The 16,655-nt window shown below is 73.1% G+C and carries 14 protein-coding genes; 5 read left to right on the top strand and 9 right to left on the bottom strand.

Translation table 11 applies throughout. The annotated features are described in order from the left end of the window. Complete coding sequence (locus AB5J73_RS34360) at positions 1-705, top strand: DUF6008 family protein (RefSeq protein ID WP_370962955.1); 705 nt, start codon at positions 1-3, stop codon at positions 703-705. Here the strand turns inward: AB5J73_RS34360 and AB5J73_RS34355 are convergent. Beyond that, positions 686-4,774 (bottom strand): beta-galactosidase, encoded by a 4,089-nt coding sequence (locus tag AB5J73_RS34355; RefSeq protein ID WP_370962954.1) that lies wholly within the window; start codon positions 4,772-4,774, stop codon positions 686-688. The two genes, AB5J73_RS34360 and AB5J73_RS34355, sit on opposite strands and share 20 nt — an antisense overlap. Positions 4,775-4,962: 188 nt before the next feature. After that, positions 4,963-6,006 (bottom strand): LacI family DNA-binding transcriptional regulator, encoded by a 1,044-nt coding sequence (locus AB5J73_RS34350; RefSeq protein ID WP_370973421.1) that lies wholly within the window; start codon positions 6,004-6,006, stop codon positions 4,963-4,965. Between the two features lie 165 nt (positions 6,007-6,171). On the opposite strand from AB5J73_RS34350, the gene AB5J73_RS34345 reads away from it, so the two are divergent. Further along, positions 6,172-7,263: a TSUP family transporter gene (locus AB5J73_RS34345; RefSeq protein WP_370962953.1), complete on the top strand. Its 1,092-nt coding sequence runs from the start codon at positions 6,172-6,174 to the stop codon at positions 7,261-7,263. On the opposite strand, the gene AB5J73_RS34340 is transcribed toward AB5J73_RS34345, so the two are convergent. After that, complete coding sequence (locus AB5J73_RS34340) at positions 7,260-7,916, bottom strand: helix-turn-helix transcriptional regulator (RefSeq protein ID WP_370962952.1); 657 nt, start codon at positions 7,914-7,916, stop codon at positions 7,260-7,262. The genes AB5J73_RS34345 and AB5J73_RS34340 overlap by 4 nt on opposite strands. An 88-nt stretch (positions 7,917-8,004) precedes the next feature. Here AB5J73_RS34340 and folE point away from each other — a divergent pair, with 88 nt between their 5' ends. Continuing rightward, positions 8,005-8,613, top strand: a complete 609-nt coding sequence (folE, locus tag AB5J73_RS34335) for a GTP cyclohydrolase I FolE (RefSeq protein ID WP_370962951.1) — start codon at positions 8,005-8,007, stop codon at positions 8,611-8,613. Positions 8,614-8,650: 37 nt separating this feature from the next. On the opposite strand, the gene AB5J73_RS34330 is transcribed toward folE, so the two are convergent. From AB5J73_RS34330 to AB5J73_RS34315, 4 genes are all read right to left on the bottom strand, one after another. Continuing rightward, complete coding sequence (locus AB5J73_RS34330; RefSeq protein ID WP_370962950.1) at positions 8,651-9,088, bottom strand: hypothetical protein; 438 nt, start codon at positions 9,086-9,088, stop codon at positions 8,651-8,653. A 109-nt stretch (positions 9,089-9,197) separates the two neighbouring features. Continuing rightward, positions 9,198-9,857, bottom strand: a complete 660-nt coding sequence (locus AB5J73_RS34325) for a response regulator (RefSeq protein ID WP_370962949.1) — start codon at positions 9,855-9,857, stop codon at positions 9,198-9,200. Continuing rightward, positions 9,854-11,350, bottom strand: coding sequence for a GAF domain-containing sensor histidine kinase (locus tag AB5J73_RS34320; RefSeq protein ID WP_370973419.1), 1,497 nt, complete (start codon positions 11,348-11,350; stop codon positions 9,854-9,856). The genes AB5J73_RS34325 and AB5J73_RS34320 overlap by 4 nt, the downstream gene beginning before the upstream one ends. Positions 11,351-11,499: 149 nt before the next feature. Continuing rightward, positions 11,500-11,898: a pyridoxamine 5'-phosphate oxidase family protein gene (locus AB5J73_RS34315; protein WP_370962948.1), complete on the bottom strand. Its 399-nt coding sequence runs from the start codon at positions 11,896-11,898 to the stop codon at positions 11,500-11,502. 238 nt (positions 11,899-12,136) lie between these two features. Between AB5J73_RS34315 and AB5J73_RS34310 the strand changes: the two genes are divergently transcribed. After that, on the top strand, positions 12,137-12,751 hold the full coding sequence (locus tag AB5J73_RS34310; protein WP_370962946.1) for a sigma-70 family RNA polymerase sigma factor: 615 nt from the start codon (positions 12,137-12,139) through the stop codon (positions 12,749-12,751). Between the two features lie 3 nt (positions 12,752-12,754). Here the strand turns inward: AB5J73_RS34310 and AB5J73_RS34305 are convergent, their stop codons facing one another. Next, positions 12,755-14,131 (bottom strand): MFS transporter, encoded by a 1,377-nt coding sequence (locus tag AB5J73_RS34305; protein ID WP_370962945.1) that lies wholly within the window; start codon positions 14,129-14,131, stop codon positions 12,755-12,757. Positions 14,132-14,520: 389 nt separating this feature from the next. Further along, complete coding sequence (locus AB5J73_RS34300) at positions 14,521-15,321, bottom strand: IclR family transcriptional regulator (RefSeq protein ID WP_370962943.1); 801 nt, start codon at positions 15,319-15,321, stop codon at positions 14,521-14,523. 116 nt (positions 15,322-15,437) lie between these two features. On the opposite strand from AB5J73_RS34300, the gene AB5J73_RS34295 reads away from it, so the two are divergent. After that, positions 15,438-16,655 carry a CaiB/BaiF CoA transferase family protein gene (locus AB5J73_RS34295; protein ID WP_370962942.1) on the top strand — a complete coding sequence of 406 codons (1,218 nt, stop codon included), beginning with the start codon at positions 15,438-15,440 and terminating at the stop codon, positions 16,653-16,655.

Below are 16,655 nucleotides of genomic sequence, written 5' to 3'. Positions count from 1 at the left end.
ATGGACATGCCGATGACGGGAACGTCGGGCTGGGACATCGCGGGGGCGATCCTGATCGCCGGCTGGGCTGTGGCCATGTGGGCGGCGGTCGGTGTCCTGGCGTACGCGAACCGCGGGCCGGTCCGGCCGTGGGTGTACCGCGGCTCGGCGGCGGTGATCGGCATCGGCGTGCTCGGGCAGCTCGGGCACGTCCAGGAGCACATCGCCCAGGTCGGCTACTGGCTCGGCCACCCGAACTCGCCCGCGTGGATGACGCCGTGGGGCACCGCGCTCGCCGACGGCCTGCAGCTGGTCCTGCCGGACCGGCCGACGTTCGGGATGGAGCTGCTGCACCTGACCGGCAACTTCATCTTCCTGGCCGGGCTGGCCGGCGTCATGGTGATCACGCGGCGGGCGCTGAAGACCCGCGCCCGCCGCTGGGCGAAGATGGGCGTGTGGATGCAGGGTCTGCACGGGCTCGAGCACCTCGTCCTCACGCTGTCGGTGGCGTTCGGCTCCCGGGCGATCGGGCTGTCGACGTTCTTCGGGCTCGTCGACCCGGGCCCGGGCCTGACCACCTACCGCGTCTGGTGGCACTTCGCCGCGAACGTCGTGGGCTCGATCATCTTCGGCCTGGCGCTCCACCACCTGTGGCGGGAACGCGGGGAGGTGCGGGCGACGTTCCTCGTGCGCCCGCTCCCCGACGTCACCCGGCAGGCGGCGTAGCGCAGGTGAGCGTCGGCAGCGCCCAGTCGGCGTGGTCGTTGCCGTTGCCGTCCCCGCCGTCGCTCACCAGCAGGTCCAGGACCTGGGCCCCGGTGACGTCGACGTCGACCGGCACCGCGGCCTGGCCGCCGCGGACCACCGGCGTCGTGACGCGGGTCGTGCCGTCCACCGACACGCTGAAGGCGACGCTGCCCGCGGTGCCGGTTTCGCCGTCCACCCCGGCCGAAGCCGTCAGCCGGGTGCACGCACCCGCCAGGTAGAGCTGGACGTCGCTCGCCGCGTGGACGCCGAGCCCCTTCGCGTACGCCACCCCGCCGATGGTCATCGGCTTGCCGTCGCCCGCGCTCGCCTCGCCGTTGCTCGTGTCGCGCTCCACCGGACCCCAGCCGTTCGTCGCGGTGAGGAACGGCAGTGAGCTGGCCGCGACCTGGCCGGCGGGTGGCGCGGGCGGCACCGCGCCGACGATCCGTTCCCCGGTCACCGAGCCCGGGTGTCCCGCCTGCCGGTACGCCACCGCGACCTTAAGCGCTGCGGTGTCCACTGTGGACGGCGGGGTCACGGTCCAGGTGAACGTGGCCGAACCGCCGCCGTCGATCCGCGCGGCCGAGGCCGGTGCCGCGGGACCGGCCGTCCACCCGGCGGGGACGGTGAGCGCGGGCTTGACGTCGAACGCCGGCGGCGCGCCCGCCGGGACCCGGACGGTCGCGGACGCGGTGAAGGGCTGCCCGCCCGACGCCGTGTCCGGTGCGGTCAGCGACACGCCGGCGGTCGGTGCCGGCGGCATCGCGTACCGCGCGGGGTCGTACCCGGGCGAGGCGTTCGGCCGGACGGTCAGCGGCGAGCGGTGGCTGCCGTAGTTCGTCCAGGCGATCTTCCCAAGACCGCCGGTGCTGCCGTCGAGGTTCCACACCGCGACGGCGATCGTGTTGTGCCCGTTGGGGTTCAGCACGCCGTTCGGGATCGGGAAGCTGTGCTGCGGCCCGAGGTAGTCGACGTACTGGCCGAGCTGCCAGCCGTTCACGAAGATCAGTGCGCGGTACTGCCGCGCGGGGTCGTCGGTGATGGTCAGGCCGAGCGAGGTGTCCTGGCCGCGCGGCAAATCCAGGTCCGCGGTGGTGCGGTACCACGAGACGCCGGGGGTCGTGTCCGTCGCGGGCAGGGCCGCCGGTGTCCAGTTCCCGTCGGGGAAACCGGGCAGGGACCAGCCCGCGCGCTCGCCGTAGAGGCCGCCGGTGTTGAGCGGGCCGCGGACCGGGTCGAGCCCGGTCTCGCCGCCGCGGACGCCCTGCAGCCGCCAGGTGACCGACGTCAGCGGCGCTCCGGTGAGCCGGGCGGAGGTCAGGCCCCGGGCGGCCTTGTTGCCGTTGTTCGCGCCGTAGTCCTCCTCGTGGCCCATGTTCACCGTCAGGACGGAGATCTCGTTCTCGCCCGTGCGCAAGGTGCCCGCCGGGAAGGGGAACGTGTGCTGCGGGTCCTTCGAGCTGCCGAGGAAGACACCGTTGAGCCACGCCGAGAAGGCGCCCGCCGGGCCGCCGCTCTGGCTCGACAGGGTGATCCCGGTCTGCTTCCCGTCGCCGGTGAACCGGCCGCGGTACCAGGTGTTGCCGGTGTGGAAGCCGTAGTCGTCGGCGAACAGCACCGGTTTCGTGCCGAGCGCGGTCGAGCTGTTGGTGGTTTCCTTGTCCGCCACCGGCCACGCCGAGTCGTCGAACCCGGGCCGGCTCTCGGGCGACTCCTGCTGGTGCTTCCACCCGGTCAGGGCGGGCAGCGTCACTGGCTGCGCGGTCGGCGCGGTGCCGGTGAGGCTGCCGCTCGAAGTCGGCTTCGCCGGGACCGGGGAACCGTTCCACAGCAACGACTTCGCCGTGCCGAAGACCTCGAAGGCGCCGTCGGTCCCGGTGTCGCCGGTGAGGGCGAGGGTGCCGTTCCGCGCGGCCGCGGTCCGCACCAGGTCGGTGCCGCGGACCAGGACCGGCCCCACCGCGGTGTCCTGGCGCCAGAACGTCGCCGCCGTCGCCTTGTCCGCGAGCAGCAGGAGCAGCGGGCGCGCGCCGGGCGCGGTGACGAGCACGCGGGTCAGGCCGTCGTGGGTGTAGTTCAGCCGCAGGTCGCCGCGGGCAGCGTCCCAAGTGGACGTCGCGGCGCCGCCGAGGACCTGCACGGCCGGCTGCTTCGCGAACCGCAGGACCGTCTCCCCCGGCCCGCCGTGGTCACCGTAGAGGACGGCGACGTCCCGGCCGCCGATGGCCGCGGACGTCATGATCTCCGACGTCGAGTACTGCATCCTGGTCTGCCCGAAGTCGTAGCCGGCGACGAGGATCTTCGACTGGCGGCCGTTCAGCGTGGTGCCGGTGCCCGGCTGCTGCGGCACAACCGGGTAGTAGTCGGCGCTGCCCGCCAGGAGGTCGACGGCGTCGACCACGACGAACGGGCCGGTCGCCTTGACGTTCTTCTGCCCGGTGACGGCGATCTTCAGCGTGTGCGCCCCGGCGGGCAGGTCCCGGACCTGGTAGCCGGTGACCTGGTTCTGCTTGCTCACCGCGTAGAGGTCGACGGTGTCCACTTTGGATCCGTCGAGATAGACGTCGGCGATGCCGTGGCTCGGGTCCTTCGACGTCACCCAGCGGATCCCGGTGCCGGTGAAGGGGATGCTGACGCTGTCGCCGGTGACCTCCGAAAAGGACTCCGTGTGCTGGTAGTCGCCGCCGGTGTAGTTCACCTCCGGCCCGACGTGGCTCCAGGTGCCGGTGTAGCCGACCTCGGCCGCCCGGTCGTCGTAGGTGTAGCCGGCGTGCGCGGCGAGGTCGAGCGCGAGGCTCGTGGTGTTCGTGGCGGTCGACGTCGAATCGGTGTGCCGCAGGGTGTGGAACTGCGTGCGGGTGTCGGGGTTGATCCGGGCGGTGTCGGTGAGCGCCGGATCGGTGAGCGGGGCGGCGACCAGCCCGTCGGTCTTGGTCAGCGGCGCGACGGACTGGGTGAAGTAGCCGATCAGCTTGTCCTCGGCGTACTTCGGGTCGAACTGGCGGCCTTCGGTGATCGCGGCGCCGTAGTCGTAGGAGGTGTAGTTCTGCGGGATCGCGCTCCAGCCCCACGAGGTGCCGCCGTGCAGCATGTAGAAGCTCTGGCCGGTCGCACCCACGGCGATGTTCTGCTTGTAGAAGACGTTCGCGAACTGGTCGTTGATCAGCTGGGCGCACTTCTCGTAGCCCGGGCCGCCCCAGGGATCGAAGGCGCCGCCCTGGAACTCGGCGGTGATCAGCGGCTTGCCGGGGACGTGGTCGTAGCTGATGTCGGGGACGCCGTTCCACCGCGTCGGGTTGGAGCAGTCGAAGCCCTGCGGGTAGGAGTCGGCGGCGTCGACGTCGAGCGCGGCCTCCCCGGCGTTGAAGGTGCCGTTGTTGTTGCCGACCAGCGGGACGGTGATCCCGTCGGCGCGGGCCTTGTCCTCGAGGTGCTTCAGGTACGCGCGGCCGTCGGCGTTGCCGTTGTAGTACTCGTTTTCGACCTGGTAGGCGAGGACGCTGCCGGTGCCGTTCGTGAGCTGGTGGCGGGCGATGATCCGGTCGATCTGCGTCTGCCACTCGTCCGAGTACTTCAGGTAGGCCGGGTCGGCGCTGCGGGTGTGGCCGGGGGTGGTGGACAGCCAGGTCGGGAAGCCGCCGCCGTCGACCTCGGCGTTGATGTACGGACCGGGCCGCGCGATGACGTAGAGCCCGGCTTGCTGGGCCACGTCGAGGAGCTTGTCGAGGTCCCGGACGCCACTGAAGTCGTAGACCCCTTGGCGCGGCGAGTGGTAGCCCCAGTCGAAGTAGAGGGAGGTCGAGTTGAAGCCGGCGGCCTTCATCTTCTGGAAGATGTCGAGCCACAGGTCCGGGCTGGGGAGGCGGTAGGAGTGGAACTCGCCGGACCAGAGGTAGGTCCGCTGCCCGTCGACGAGGAAGGAGTAGCCGTCGTAGGTGACGGTGTGGCCGGGTTTCGGTGGTGCGGCCGCGGCGTGCGGGACGGTCACCCCGGCGACCGCGAAGACGAACGCGAACAGGGCGGCGAACAACGTCCGGGCGCGGCGCATGCGGGACCTCCTGGCACGGCGGGGGACCAGAATCGAACACGATCCTTTGCCGATCACACAGAACTGGTCAAGATACAACACCGAGATGGATCAGTGCCGAGGTAGTGTTAGCGCTAACACTCCGCGCCGGATGTCTTGAATGACTCATTCAGGTCTTCGGCGGTCCTGAATGAGTCATTCAAGGCGGTTCAGCGCGGGCCGGTGCTCTCCCGCACGATCAGCTCGGCGGGCACCAGGTGCCGGGCCCCGGCGTCGCCGCCCGCCATCCGCTCCTCCAGCAGGCCGAAGGTGCGGCGCCCGACCTCGATGAAGTCCTGGCGGACCGTCGTCAGCGGCGGGGAAAAGTACGCCGCCTCGGGGACGTCGTCGAAGCCGGCGACGTGCACGTCCTCCGGCACCCGGATGCCGGCCTCGGTGAACGCCCGCAGCAGCCCCAGCGCCATCTGGTCGTTCGCCGAGAACACCGCCTTGAGCCCCCGCTTCCCGGCCAGCGCCCGCCCGGCTTCGTAGCCCGAGCGCGGGCTCCAGTCGCCGCGCACGAGCGCCGGGACCCGCAGGCCGCGCGCCTCCAGCGTCTCCCGCCAGCCGCGCTCGCGGTCGCGGGCCTCGAGCCAGTCCTCCGGGCCGGCGAGGTGCCAGACCGTCCGGTGCCCCAAGGCGAGCAGGTGCTCGGTGGCGCGGCGGGCGCCGTCGTACTGGTCGACCGAGAGCACCGGGACCGGCGCCGACTCACCGCCGCCGACGGCCACCAGCGGGATGTCCGACGGGGCCGCCGCCAGCGCGCGGCCCGCCGTCACGTGCGGGGCGATCACCACGATGCCTTCGACCGCCTGGCGGCGCAGGCTTTCGACCGCGTCGCCGATCGACGTCCGGCCGGGCCGGGTCACGCTGCAGATCGCGACGCCGTAACCGGCCTCGCGCGCCGCGTTTTCGATGCCGTACAACGTGCTCGCCGGTCCGTAGAGGTTCGACTCCAGCGCGACCACGCCGAGCGTGCCGGACCGGCCGGTGACCAGGGTCCGCGCGGCCGTGTTGGGCCGGTAGCCGAGCTTCTGCACCGCGGCGAGGACCCGCTCGCGGGTCTCCGGGCGCACCGGCCCGCTCTCGTTGACCACGCGCGAAACGGTCATGTGCGAGACCCCGGCCATGCCGGCGACATCGGCCAGGCTCGGCTGCCGCGGCCCGGGTGCCGGCACCCTCGTCTGCTCCCCCGCCTTCGCCCGGTCCACCACCCTGGCCCCTTCCCCGTCGTGCCGCGTCCCCACGTCCGAGACGGTACCGCCGAATCGGCGCGCACCGGGCCTCCCGCGCCGGGTCAGGACCGGCCGAGCGGCTTTCCCCACCGCGACGGCCGTTCACCGTGCCCCGGCACCGGGGTGCGGCTACGGTCGGCGGACGTGATCGCCGTCCTGCTCCTCGCGATCCCGGTGGGGATCTGCATCGGGGTCGTCGGCATCGGCGGAGTCCTGCTGCCCCCCGCCCTCTCCTGGCTGACCGGCCTCGACATCCACGCGGCGGCGGGCACCAGCAGCTGGTGCTTCCTGTTCACCGGCCTGGCCGGCACCGCCGCCTACGCCCGCAGCCGGGCAATGCCCTGGCGCTTCGGCGCCCACCTCACCCTCGGCGCAGCCCCGGCGGCGGCCGCGGGGGCGTGGGTGAACGGCACGGTCCCGGCAACGGCGCTGTGGCTGCTGCTGGCGACGCTCACGGCAGGCTCGGGAGCGTTCAACCTGTGGGGACGGCCGCGCGGGCGGCGGGATGCTGCGGGCGGGGCGCTCACTCAGGCGCCACCGGCCGAGCCCCGGCAGGCGGACCGAGCGCCACCGGCAGAGGCCGACTCGCCGCGCCGAGCACGACCGGCCGAGCCCAGCCCGCCACCTCCCGAGCCCGACCCGCCAACCCACCCCCGACCGGCCGAACCCGGCCCGCCAGCCGAGTCCCGCCCACAGCCTCCCGAGACCGGACCGCTGACCCAACCCCGGCGGGCCGAGCCCAACCCGCCGCCCGAAGCACCACCGGCCGAGTCCGGCCCGCCGGCCAAAGCCGCCCCACCCCAGGAGCCCGGGCCGCCGCGCCAAGCACCACCAGCCGAGCCCGGCTCGCCGCCCGGCCGGCGCCATGAGCTGCCCCCGGCCGGGGCGGTCGCCGTCGGAGCCTTCGTCGGGTTCGGGTCGGCGCTCACCGGTACCGGCGGTCCCGTGCTCCTCGTCCCCGTCCTGCTCGCCCTGGGTGTTCCCGTGCTGACCACCGTCGCCGCCGGGCAGCTGGTGCAGCTTCCGCTCGTCGGGTTCGCGACGCTCGGCTACACCGCCCACGGCTCCGTCCACTTCGGACTCGGCAGCGTCCTCGGCGTCCTGTCCGCGGCCGGTGTGCTGCTCGGCGCACGCTTGGCGCGCCGGCTTCCCGCCCGGCACCTGCACCGCGTCGTCTCGGCCGCGCTCGTCGGCTTCGGCGGCCTCCTCTTCGTCCTCCCCTTCCTCCCGCGCTAGGCCGGCTCGAGGCGCACGCAGCAGAGCCCCGGCCCCGGTTCGGGCCGTGCGCGCAGGCGGCGGTCGCCCACCCCGGCGAGCAGGCCTTCGACCAGGGCGAGGTTCATCTCGCAGACCAGCCGCCGGTGGGTCCGGGCGAGCTGATGGAACGGGCAGTTGCCCAGCAGGACCCGGTCGCCGTCGGCGCGGGGCTCGAAGCCGTGTTCTTCCAGCGTGCCCAGGATGTCCGGGGCGCCGCGGGCGAGGTCCGCGCCCCGTTCGCGGGCCCGCCGGGTCAGGATTTCGCGGGCCGAGCCGCCGGTTTCGCCGGCTTCCTCCACCGCCGTCGCGAGCAGCTGACCGGCCAGTTCGTACTGGCGTTCCGGCAGGGAGACGCTCACCTGCCGGTCGGACCGCCGGTACAGCTTCGCGGGCCGGCCGGCGCCCGGGCCGGTGCGGCCGGTGCGGCGTTCGTGGCCGACCGCCAGCAGCCGCGCGTCCACCAGGCGGTCGAGGTGGAACGCGACGGTCGCGCGAGGCACGCTGAGGGCGGTGGCGACGTCGTCGCGGCTCACCGGTACCGGCTGGCGGACGACGTACTCGTACAGCCGGCGCCGGGTCGGCTCGTCGAGTGCCGCGACCGCGGCCAGCGCACCGGCCTGGGGTTCGTGCATCGCCGCATTCTAAAACACAAAACTCTTGACGAAAAGCGGGACGAGCTTCTAACGTCGGCTCGAATTGATTTTAGAAGGAGGCACGCCCGTGAGCGTCGAACCCGTTCCGCTGCGGCACCTCGGTGTCGTCCACGACCGCGACGCCGTCGACCTGCACGCGGCGGAGCGCGCGGTCGCCGATCTGCTGCGGGCGCTCGGCAAGGACCCGACGTCGGTGCACCTGGGCGACACGCCACGCCGGGTCGCCCACGCCTACGCGGAAATGCTGCGGCCGCGCGACTTCCAGCTGACGACGTTCCCCAACGACGAGGGCTACGACGAACTCGTGCTGGCCAAGAGCATCCCGGTGCAGTCGCTGTGCGAGCACCACATGCTGCCCTTCCGCGGCGTCGCGCACGTCGGTTACCTGCCCGGCGACCGGATCCTCGGCCTGTCGAAGCTCGCCCGCGTCGTCGAGCTGTTCGCGCGCGACCTGCAGGTGCAGGAGCGGCTGACCAAGCAGGTCGCGGACTGGCTGCAGGAACACCTCTCGCCGAAGGGCGTCGGTGTGGTGATCGAAGCCGAGCACCTGTGCATGTCGCTGCGCGGGGTCCGGGCGACCGGCGCGCTGACGGTCACCTCGTCGCTGCACGGCCTGCTGCGCGAGGAACCCAAGACCCGGCAGGAGTTCTTCGCGCTGACCGGGGTCAGCGGCTGACGGGCGGCTTCCCTGGCGGCCGCACGATCCGCCGGGCCTAGTCCGCCCGCCGGTGCCGTCCGCCGCGCGAAGCGCCCGCGATCGCCCGCACCCGCTGCACCAGATCCCCGCGGCGGGCCTTGCGCGCGTATTCGAGCAGCGCCTCCACCTGCTCCTGCGGCAGCCACCCCTGGTCCGCGCCGGCCTCCAGCCGCAGCAGGTGGGTGACCAGTTCCCGGGAGTCTTCGTCGTTCTCGCCGGCCAGCTCCGCGAACCGGCGCGCCGCCTCGACTTCGCCGTCGCACCAGGCCGTCATGGCCAGGAGGGTCGCCGTCGCGGTCATGATGTCGCCGCGGTGGACGCCACCCTCCGCGGCCAGGTGCTCCGCGAGCTGGAAGCTGCGCGTGCCGACCCCTCCCGCTCCTTCCCGGCGCACCGCTTGCGCGAGTGCCCGGATCTGCTGCGCGACGTAGTCCCCGCTCGACAACCCCGACATGCCGTCCCCTCCACCGCGCACACCGATCTGTGCGTCCCCCGACAGGTGTACCGCATCGGCCGCTGGATACGTCGAACGCCCCACCGGTTTCGTCCGATCGGTCCCGGATTCAGCCCGATCGTCCCGGACCGGCGCGCCGCTCGGACATGTAGACCGCCGCCGACGTGCGCCGCTCGACGCCGAGCTTGTGCAGCACCGACGACACGTAGTTCTTCACCGTCTTCTCCGCCAGGAACAGCCGCTCGGCGATCTGGCGGTTGGTCAGGCCCTCCGCGACCAGGTCGAGCACCCGGCGTTCCTGGGGACTCAGCTGCTCGTAGCGCGGGTCCGCGGTGGCCACGTTCTCGCCGCGCAGCTTGTTCATCACCGACGCGGTGAGCGTGGCGTCCAGCAGCGAGCCGCCGCCGGCGACCGTGCGGACGGCGTCGATCAGGGACCGGCCGGAGACCTGCTTCAGCATGTAGCCCGCCGCGCCCGCCATGATCGCGCCGAACAGCGCGTCGTCGTCCGAATAGGACGTCAGCATCAGGCACGCGGGCGGCGGCTCCACAGTGGACCGGATCTCGCGGCACACCTCGACGCCCTGCCCGTCCGGCAGCCGGACGTCGAGGATCGCGACGTCCGGGCGCGCCTGCGGGATCCGCACCAGGGCCTCGGCCGCCGTCGCCGCCTCGCCGACCACTTCGATGTCCGCTTCGGCCTCGAAGACGGTCTTCAGCCCGGTCCGGACCAGCTCGTGGTCGTCGAGCAGGAACACCGAGATCGTCATCGTCCACTCCCCTGCTCGCCGGCCCGCGCCGGCAGCTCGGCGGTCCATTCCAGCCGGGCGCCGCCGCCGGCGGCGGCCACCAGCACACACGTCCCGCCCCACCGGGCCGCCCGCGCGGCCAGGTTGGCGAGCCCGCTGACGCGATCCCGCTCCGGCGGCGGGCCCGTCCCGTCGTCGCGCACGGCCAGGGTCAGCCGGCGGCCCAGCCCGTCCACGGTGACGTCGACCGACGACGACGTCGCCCCGGCGTGCCGCGCGACGTTCGTCAGCGCTTCGCGCAGCGACGCGATCAGGTCGGTGCGGACCGCGTCGGGCACCGCGGCGTCCAGCGGCCCGTCGAACCCGACGCGGGGCTCGAAACCCAGCGTGTCGCGGGCGTCCACCGCCACCCGCAGCAGCTCCGCGCGGAGGCTGCCGTGCGCCTGCGCGGGCGCCTGCAGCGAAAAGATGCTGTTGCGGATCTCGCGGATGGTGCCGTCGAGGTCCTGGGCGAACCCGGCCACGCGCGCGGCGACCGCCGGGTCGGCGATCAGCCTGCTCACGCCTTCGAGGCCGAGTCCGGTCGCGAACAGCCGCTGGATGACCAGGTCGTGCAGGTCGCGGGCGATCCGGTCGCGGTCCTCGAACACCGCGAGCTGCTGCCGCGCCTCCTGCGCGCGGGAGAACTCGACGGCGAGCGCGGCGTGCCCGGCGAAGGTCTCGGCCAGCTGGACGTCGGAGTCGGTGAACGGCGACTTGTCGCGGAACTTCGCGACCACCAGCACGCCGAGGGTGTCCTCGCCGACCAGCAGCGGCACCGAGATCGCCGAGTCGAGGTCCTTGATCATCGCCGGCATCGGCCCCGCGCGGTCGCGCTGCTCTTCCTGGACGCGCTCGCCGTAGTCGCGCACGACGACCGGGCGGCGGGTCGCGAACGCGACGCCGGTGGCGGTGCCTTCGGTGGGGACGGTCAGCCCGGTGAGCCGGTCGGCGTCGTCGCCCGGGGGCTCCACGACGTCGAACACCAGCTGCCCCGGCCCGGCCGGGCGCGCGATCGCGCCCGCCGTTCCCCCGGCGACGATGCGGGCGCGTTCGGCGATCAGCCGGAGCGTGGCGTGCAGGTCCTGGGCCGCGAGCAGCGCGCCGGTGACGTCGTAGGAGGCTTCGAGCCAGCGTTCGCGGCGGCGCATCTGGTCGACGAGCAGCGCCTTCTCGACGGCCATCCCGGTCGCCGCGGCGAGCGCGCCCAGCACTTCCCGTTCGCGCCGCGTAAACCCGCCGGCCCCGGGCTCGACCACCAGGGTCCCGAACTCCTGCGGCCCGGCGCGGACCGGCACCTCGACCGCGCCGGCACCGGGCTCGCCGCCGTACCGGGCGACGCCGTTCTCCGCCAGCTCCAGCCGGCCGCGCGGGGCGCCCACCAGTTCGCACATCGTCGTGACCGCCCGCTCCAGCAACGACGGCAGCTCGAGCTCGCGGGCGATGCCGCCCACCGCCGCGAGGATCGCCGGCATGCTGATTTCGTCCGTCACTTCCCGTCGACCCCGCTGGCTCCGCCCGAATCCCGGGCCACTCCCGGGCCGTCAAGGGTGCCACAGAAGACTGCCCGTGTCGGCCCAATCCGGTTCGTCCATCCGGTGGGTCGATCGGCGGAGCGGGTTCGTTACTGGGCGTGGCAGGCGAGCCGGTGCCCGCTGATCGATTCGGCCGGGATCCGCAGGAACCGGTGCCCCACCGGGACCGGGCCGGGGCACGGGCAGGCGATGTCGACCGCGCCGGACTCGGTGGCCCGCCCGAGCAGGCTGACGTACCAGCCGGCCCCGAGGTCGTCGGCGTATTCGTCGGCTTCGAACGCGACGACGGCGTCGCGCGCGCCCGCGTAGAGGGGACTGGCGGCCGGGACGGCGAAGACCACGGCGTCCTCGACGACCGTGAAGCGGACCGGGCGGACCGCCGGCATCGCCCGGTGGGTGAAGATCACCCGGCCGAGGCTCGCCGTCCGCAGCAGCGCCAGGCATTGCTGCCGGTCCAGCAAGAGCCCGAAGCCCACGTCGTCCACCATCGCGTCCCTGTGTTTCTCCTGTGAAAATGCCCGGCCACCAGCGTGATCGGTGGCCCGGGCACCCCGGTAGGGCCGTTCGGCCCGGCCACCGCCGCGAGACCCCGGCGGCACACCCGGGCGGTGCGCGCCAGGGCCGGAAGACCCGGGCCGCAGCGGCCGCCCGGCCGGTGCGGCGGCCACGCGGAGTGACTTAGCGTCGTGATCATCCGTGACGCTGAGTGTGGGAAAGGTGAGGCCGATGTCGCCGCACTCCGCCGAGGGCGCGTCCGCTCCCCCGGCGACGTTCACCCTCGACCCGGCCGTCGTCCGGTCGGCGATCCGGGGCGACCGGGCCGCCGTGGCCGGACTGCTGCGCACCTTGCGGCCGCCGGTGTTCCGCTACTGCCTCGGCCGGCTCCGCACCTGGCAGGACGGTTCGTCCGACGCCGAGGACTGCGCGCAGGACGTGCTCCTCGCGATCGTCAACGCGCTGCCCGGCTACCGCTACGAGGCCGACAGCTTCCTGGCGTTCGTCTTCGGCATCGCCTCGCACAAGGTTTCGGACTTCCACCGCCGCCGGGCGCGCGACCGCACCAGCCCGGTCGCCGAACTGCCCACCGACCGCGGGACCGGCGGCGACCCGACCGGCGAAGAGGTCGAACGCTCGGCCGCGCTCGACTGGTCGTCCGGCCTGCTCGACACGCTCCCGCCGCGGCAGCGCGAAATCCTGGTGCTGCGGATCATCCTCGGGCTGACGGCGGAGGAGACGGCCGCCGCGGTCGGCCTCGCCAGCGCCGGCGCGGTCCGCGTCGCCCAGCACCGGGCCCTCACCACCCTGCGGCGCGGCCTCCTCGGGCAGAAGCGCGCTTCTTGAGGATCACGCGGCGCCGTTGACGTTCTCCAGCCGCCGTCCGGTGGTGCGCGGGCCGAGAACCGCGATGTCGGCCGCGACCACCACGAGCGCGCCGGCGACGACCAGGAACAGCGTCGTCGGGCCGTTCGAGTTCAGCAGCGGGACCAGGACGAACGGCATCGCGCCGCTGGCCAGGCGCGAGAGCGAGTAGGTGCCGCTGGACGCCGTCGAGCGCAAGGCCGTGGGGAAGATTTCGGCCTGGTAGATGTGGTAGGCGTTCGAGAAGAGGTTGCTGGTCGCGGTGTAGAGGAAGCCGAACACCAGGATCAGCGCCATCGAGCCCGCGTAGCCGAACGCGATGCCGAACACCGCCATCGCCAGTACCGACCCGACCACGAGGTACTTGCGCTCGACGCGTTCCACGATCGGCAGGGACAGCGCGGAGCCGACCGGGTAGCCGAGGTAGGTCAGCGCGGCGAACAGCAGCGACTGCGAGACGGCGTACCCCTTGGCGGCGAGGACGAGCGGGACCAGCGTGCCGAAGCCGTAGTAGCCGAGGGTCTGCAGGATGTGGAAGACGACCATCATCCAGGTCCGCCGCCGCAGCGCGGGAGCGAAAAGCTCGCGCACCGGCGCGGCGGCGCGCTTGCGGGTGACACCGCGCCGCGGGGCCGGCGTCTCGACGGTGGTGCCGCGGGCTTCGGCTTCCATGCCGGCGACCAGGTGCTCGGCCTCCTCGGTGCGGCCGACGGAGTCCAGCCAGCGCGGCGATTCGGGCAGGCCGCGGCGCAGCAGGAAGACCGCGCCCGCGCCGAGCGCGCCGATCACGAACAGCCAGCGCCAGCCGGCGACGCCGAGGACTTCGTGGTCGGTCAGGCCGCGGGCGAGGAAGCCGACGACCGGGAAGCCGCAGAAGGCGAGCGTGTAGGCCCAGGCGATGAAGCGGCCGCGCTTGCGGGCGGGCAGCAGGTCGGTCAGGTAGGTGTCGGCCAGCGGTGGCTCGGCGCCGAGGCCGATGCCCGCGAAGAACCGCGTGACCAGCAGCATCAGCGCGCTGCCGCTGAACGCGCCGAGCAGCGAGAAGACCGAGTAGAGCCCGAGGTTCACGAGGAACGCGCCGCGCCGCCCGAACCGGTCGGCGAGCCGGCCGAGCAGCAGGGCGCCGAAGAACATGCCGACGAAGGTCGAGGCGAGCAGCGGCGGGAGTTCGGCTTTGGTGAGGTCGAACTCTTCGACGAGCACCGAGCTGAGCACGCCGGTCAGGAAGACCTCGTAGAAGTCGAAGAACAGCCCGAGCCCGACGGCGACGGTGGCCCGCCGGTGGGTGCGGGTGATGGGCAGCCGGTCGAGCCGGCCCGCGATCGTGCCGGTGTCCGGCGCGGTATCGGGGATGTGGGCCATCCGTCGTCTCCTTTGACTTCGCCACTATGTGGTTGGCGGACTCATAATGTGACGGAGGGAGGGGCCTAGTCAAGGACTCACGGGACGGGGACAGGATGTGTCAGCCCGCGCCGGATCGCAGGTCGGCACCAGGATCCGGACACGAGGGACGGGGAGGAGGTATCGGCGGGCCAGGCCGGTAGCTCAGCCGACAAGGCCTGGCGCGCCGGAGGTGCGGCCGACAAGGCTGAGCGGCCCGGCCGACGGGGCCGGCAGCCTCGCCCGGTCCAGGCAGCTCGCCGGCGCGGCCGGCTGATCACCTCAGCGAAGCCGGCCCGCGAGACAGCCGGGCAGGTTCGGTCAGCTGCGCCCAGGCAGCCAAGCCGGCAGACCAGCCCCAGCCGGCCTGGTCAGAGTGCGGCGACCTGCTCCACACCCGGCCGATACCCGAGCCGCTCCGAGGCTCGCCTCGCCGCCTCCACCACGACCGGGGCCAGGCGGGGTACGTCGGCCGCCGTCATGCGCTGGGTCGGGGCGCCGATGCCGATGGCCGCGCTGACTTCTCCGTTCAGGCCGAACACCGGGGCGCTCAGCGAGGCCGCTCCCAGGTCGCGTTCCTCGAAGCTCACCGCGTAGCCCGTCGACCGGATCTGGTCGAGCTGCTCGGTCAGCAGGTCGATGTCCACCACCGTGCGCGGGGTGAACCGCGCCAGGCCGTGGCCGATCGCGTCCTTGATCGCGAGCTTGTCCCAGGCCAGGAAGACCTTGCCGGCCGAACCCGCGTGCAGGGGCATCACCATGCCGACCACGAACAGCCGGACCACCGGGTGCCGGGATTCCGCCAGGGAGATCACCGTGCGGTAGGCGCCGTCGCGGACGTACAGGCAGGCCGTCTCGCCCGTTTCGTCGCGCAGCTGCTGCAGCACCGGCCGGGTCAGCCGGACCAGGTCCAGGCCGAACGTGCCCGGCGCCGCCCAGCGGACCAGGCCGAGGCCGACGCGGTAGGTGTCGTCGTAGCGGTCGAGGAACCCCTCGCGCACCAGGTTGTGCACCAGCCGCTGGCAGGTGCTCGCCGGCAGGCCGGTGGACCGGGTGATCTGCTGCAGCGTCAGCTCCGGGTCGTCGATCGTGAACGACTCGAGGATCTGCTTGAACTTGCGCAGCACCAGCACCGGCGTGGTCCCGCCGCCGCTGCGCTCTTCCTCTGCCATCGCCCCGCCCCGTGCCCGTGGTGTGCCGCACAGTCTAGCGACGCTCGCCCCCGTTGACTCCGCGACACACGCCCGTATTCTGGGTTAGCAACTCACATCGTGGTTTGGAGTCGGGCATGAGTGAACAATCCGGGCCCCTGGCGGGCCTCCGGGTGGTCGAACTGGGCAACTTCATCGCCGCGCCGACCGCCGGGCGCCTGCTGGCCGACTTCGGGGCGGACGTCGTCAAGGTCGAGCGCCCCGGCACCGGCGACGAGCTCCGGCGCTGGCGGCTGCACGGCGGCGACACCTCGCTGCTCTTCCGCACCCTCGGCCGCAACAAGCGCTCGGTGACCGTCGACCTCCGCCGCCCCGAAGGCCAGGACATCGTCCGCGCGCTGGCCGGCCGCGGCGACGTCCTGCTCGAGAACTTCCGGCCCGGCACGCTGGAGCGCTGGGGCCTGGGCCCCGACGAGCTGCGCGCGCTCAACCCGCGGCTGGTCGTCGTCCGTGTCTCCGGCTACGGCCAGACCGGCCCGTACCGCGACCGGCCCGGCTTCGGCGGCGTCGCGGAGGCGATCGGCGGCCTGCGCGCGCTCACCGGCTACCCCGGCCAGGCACCCACCCGTGCCGGCGTCAGCCTCGCCGACTCCGTCGCGGGCCTCTACGCGGTGATCGGCGCGCTCATGGGGTTGCTGCGCCGCGAACGTCAGCCGGGCACCCGGCCCGGCGAAGTCGTGGACGTCGCCCTCTACGAAGCCGTCTACTCCCTGATGGAGTCGCTGCTCCCGGACTTCGACGCGCACGGCGTCGTGCGCGGCCCGGCCGGCTCCGCGCTGCCCGGGGTGGCTCCCTCCAACACCTACCGCTGCGCCGACGGCAAGTACATCGTGGTCAGCGGCAACGGCGACGCGATCTTCCGCCGGCTCATGCACGCCATCGGCCGCACCGACCTCGCGGACGACCCGCGGCTGGCGGACAACGCCGGGCGCGTCCGGCACGCCGGGCTGCTCGACGACGCGATCGGCGCGTGGGCGGCCACGCTCCCCCAGGAAGCCGCCGAAGCCGCGCTGCTGGCCGCGGCCGTGCCGAGCGGTCCGATCCTGACCGCCGCGGACATCGCGAAGGACCCGCACTTCGAAGCCCGCGGCATGCACGAACGGCACCGCGTGCGCCTCGGCGAAGACCGCGAGGCCGAGGTCACCTTCCCCGGCATCGTGCCCAGCCTGGCCGAACGGCCGGGACGCACCCGCGCGCTCGGGCCGGACCTCGGCGCGCACACCGAAGCCGTGCTCGCCGAGCTCGGCATCACCGGCGACGCCGTCGCCGAACTTCGCCGGAACGGAGTGATCTGA

The sequence above is a fragment of the Amycolatopsis sp. cg9 genome, from assembly GCF_041346945.1.
Lineage (GTDB): Bacteria > Actinomycetota > Actinomycetes > Mycobacteriales > Pseudonocardiaceae > Amycolatopsis.
Note: the sequence above shows the minus strand (reverse complement) of the source record. Positions and strands in the feature narration are given on the sequence as shown.

Coding starts and splice junctions, on each gene's coding strand:
- AB5J73_RS34315 (WP_370962948.1), bottom strand. CDS start 11,898: ATGGTGGACGACGTGGGCTTCGGGCTCTTGCTGGACCGGCAGCAATGC.
- AB5J73_RS34305 (WP_370962945.1), bottom strand. CDS start 14,131: ATGGCCCACATCCCCGATACCGCGCCGGACACCGGCACGATCGCGGGC.
- AB5J73_RS34325 (WP_370962949.1), bottom strand. CDS start 9,857: ATGACGATCTCGGTGTTCCTGCTCGACGACCACGAGCTGGTCCGGACC.
- AB5J73_RS34310 (WP_370962946.1), top strand. CDS start 12,137: ATGTCGCCGCACTCCGCCGAGGGCGCGTCCGCTCCCCCGGCGACGTTC.
- AB5J73_RS34295 (WP_370962942.1), top strand. CDS start 15,438: ATGAGTGAACAATCCGGGCCCCTGGCGGGCCTCCGGGTGGTCGAACTG.
- AB5J73_RS34330 (WP_370962950.1), bottom strand. CDS start 9,088: ATGTCGGGGTTGTCGAGCGGGGACTACGTCGCGCAGCAGATCCGGGCA.
- AB5J73_RS34360 (WP_370962955.1), top strand. CDS start 1: ATGGACATGCCGATGACGGGAACGTCGGGCTGGGACATCGCGGGGGCG.
- AB5J73_RS34320 (WP_370973419.1), bottom strand. CDS start 11,350: ATGCCGGCGATCCTCGCGGCGGTGGGCGGCATCGCCCGCGAGCTCGAG.
- AB5J73_RS34355 (WP_370962954.1), bottom strand. CDS start 4,774: ATGCGCCGCGCCCGGACGTTGTTCGCCGCCCTGTTCGCGTTCGTCTTC.
- AB5J73_RS34340 (WP_370962952.1), bottom strand. CDS start 7,916: ATGCACGAACCCCAGGCCGGTGCGCTGGCCGCGGTCGCGGCACTCGAC.
- AB5J73_RS34300 (WP_370962943.1), bottom strand. CDS start 15,321: ATGGCAGAGGAAGAGCGCAGCGGCGGCGGGACCACGCCGGTGCTGGTG.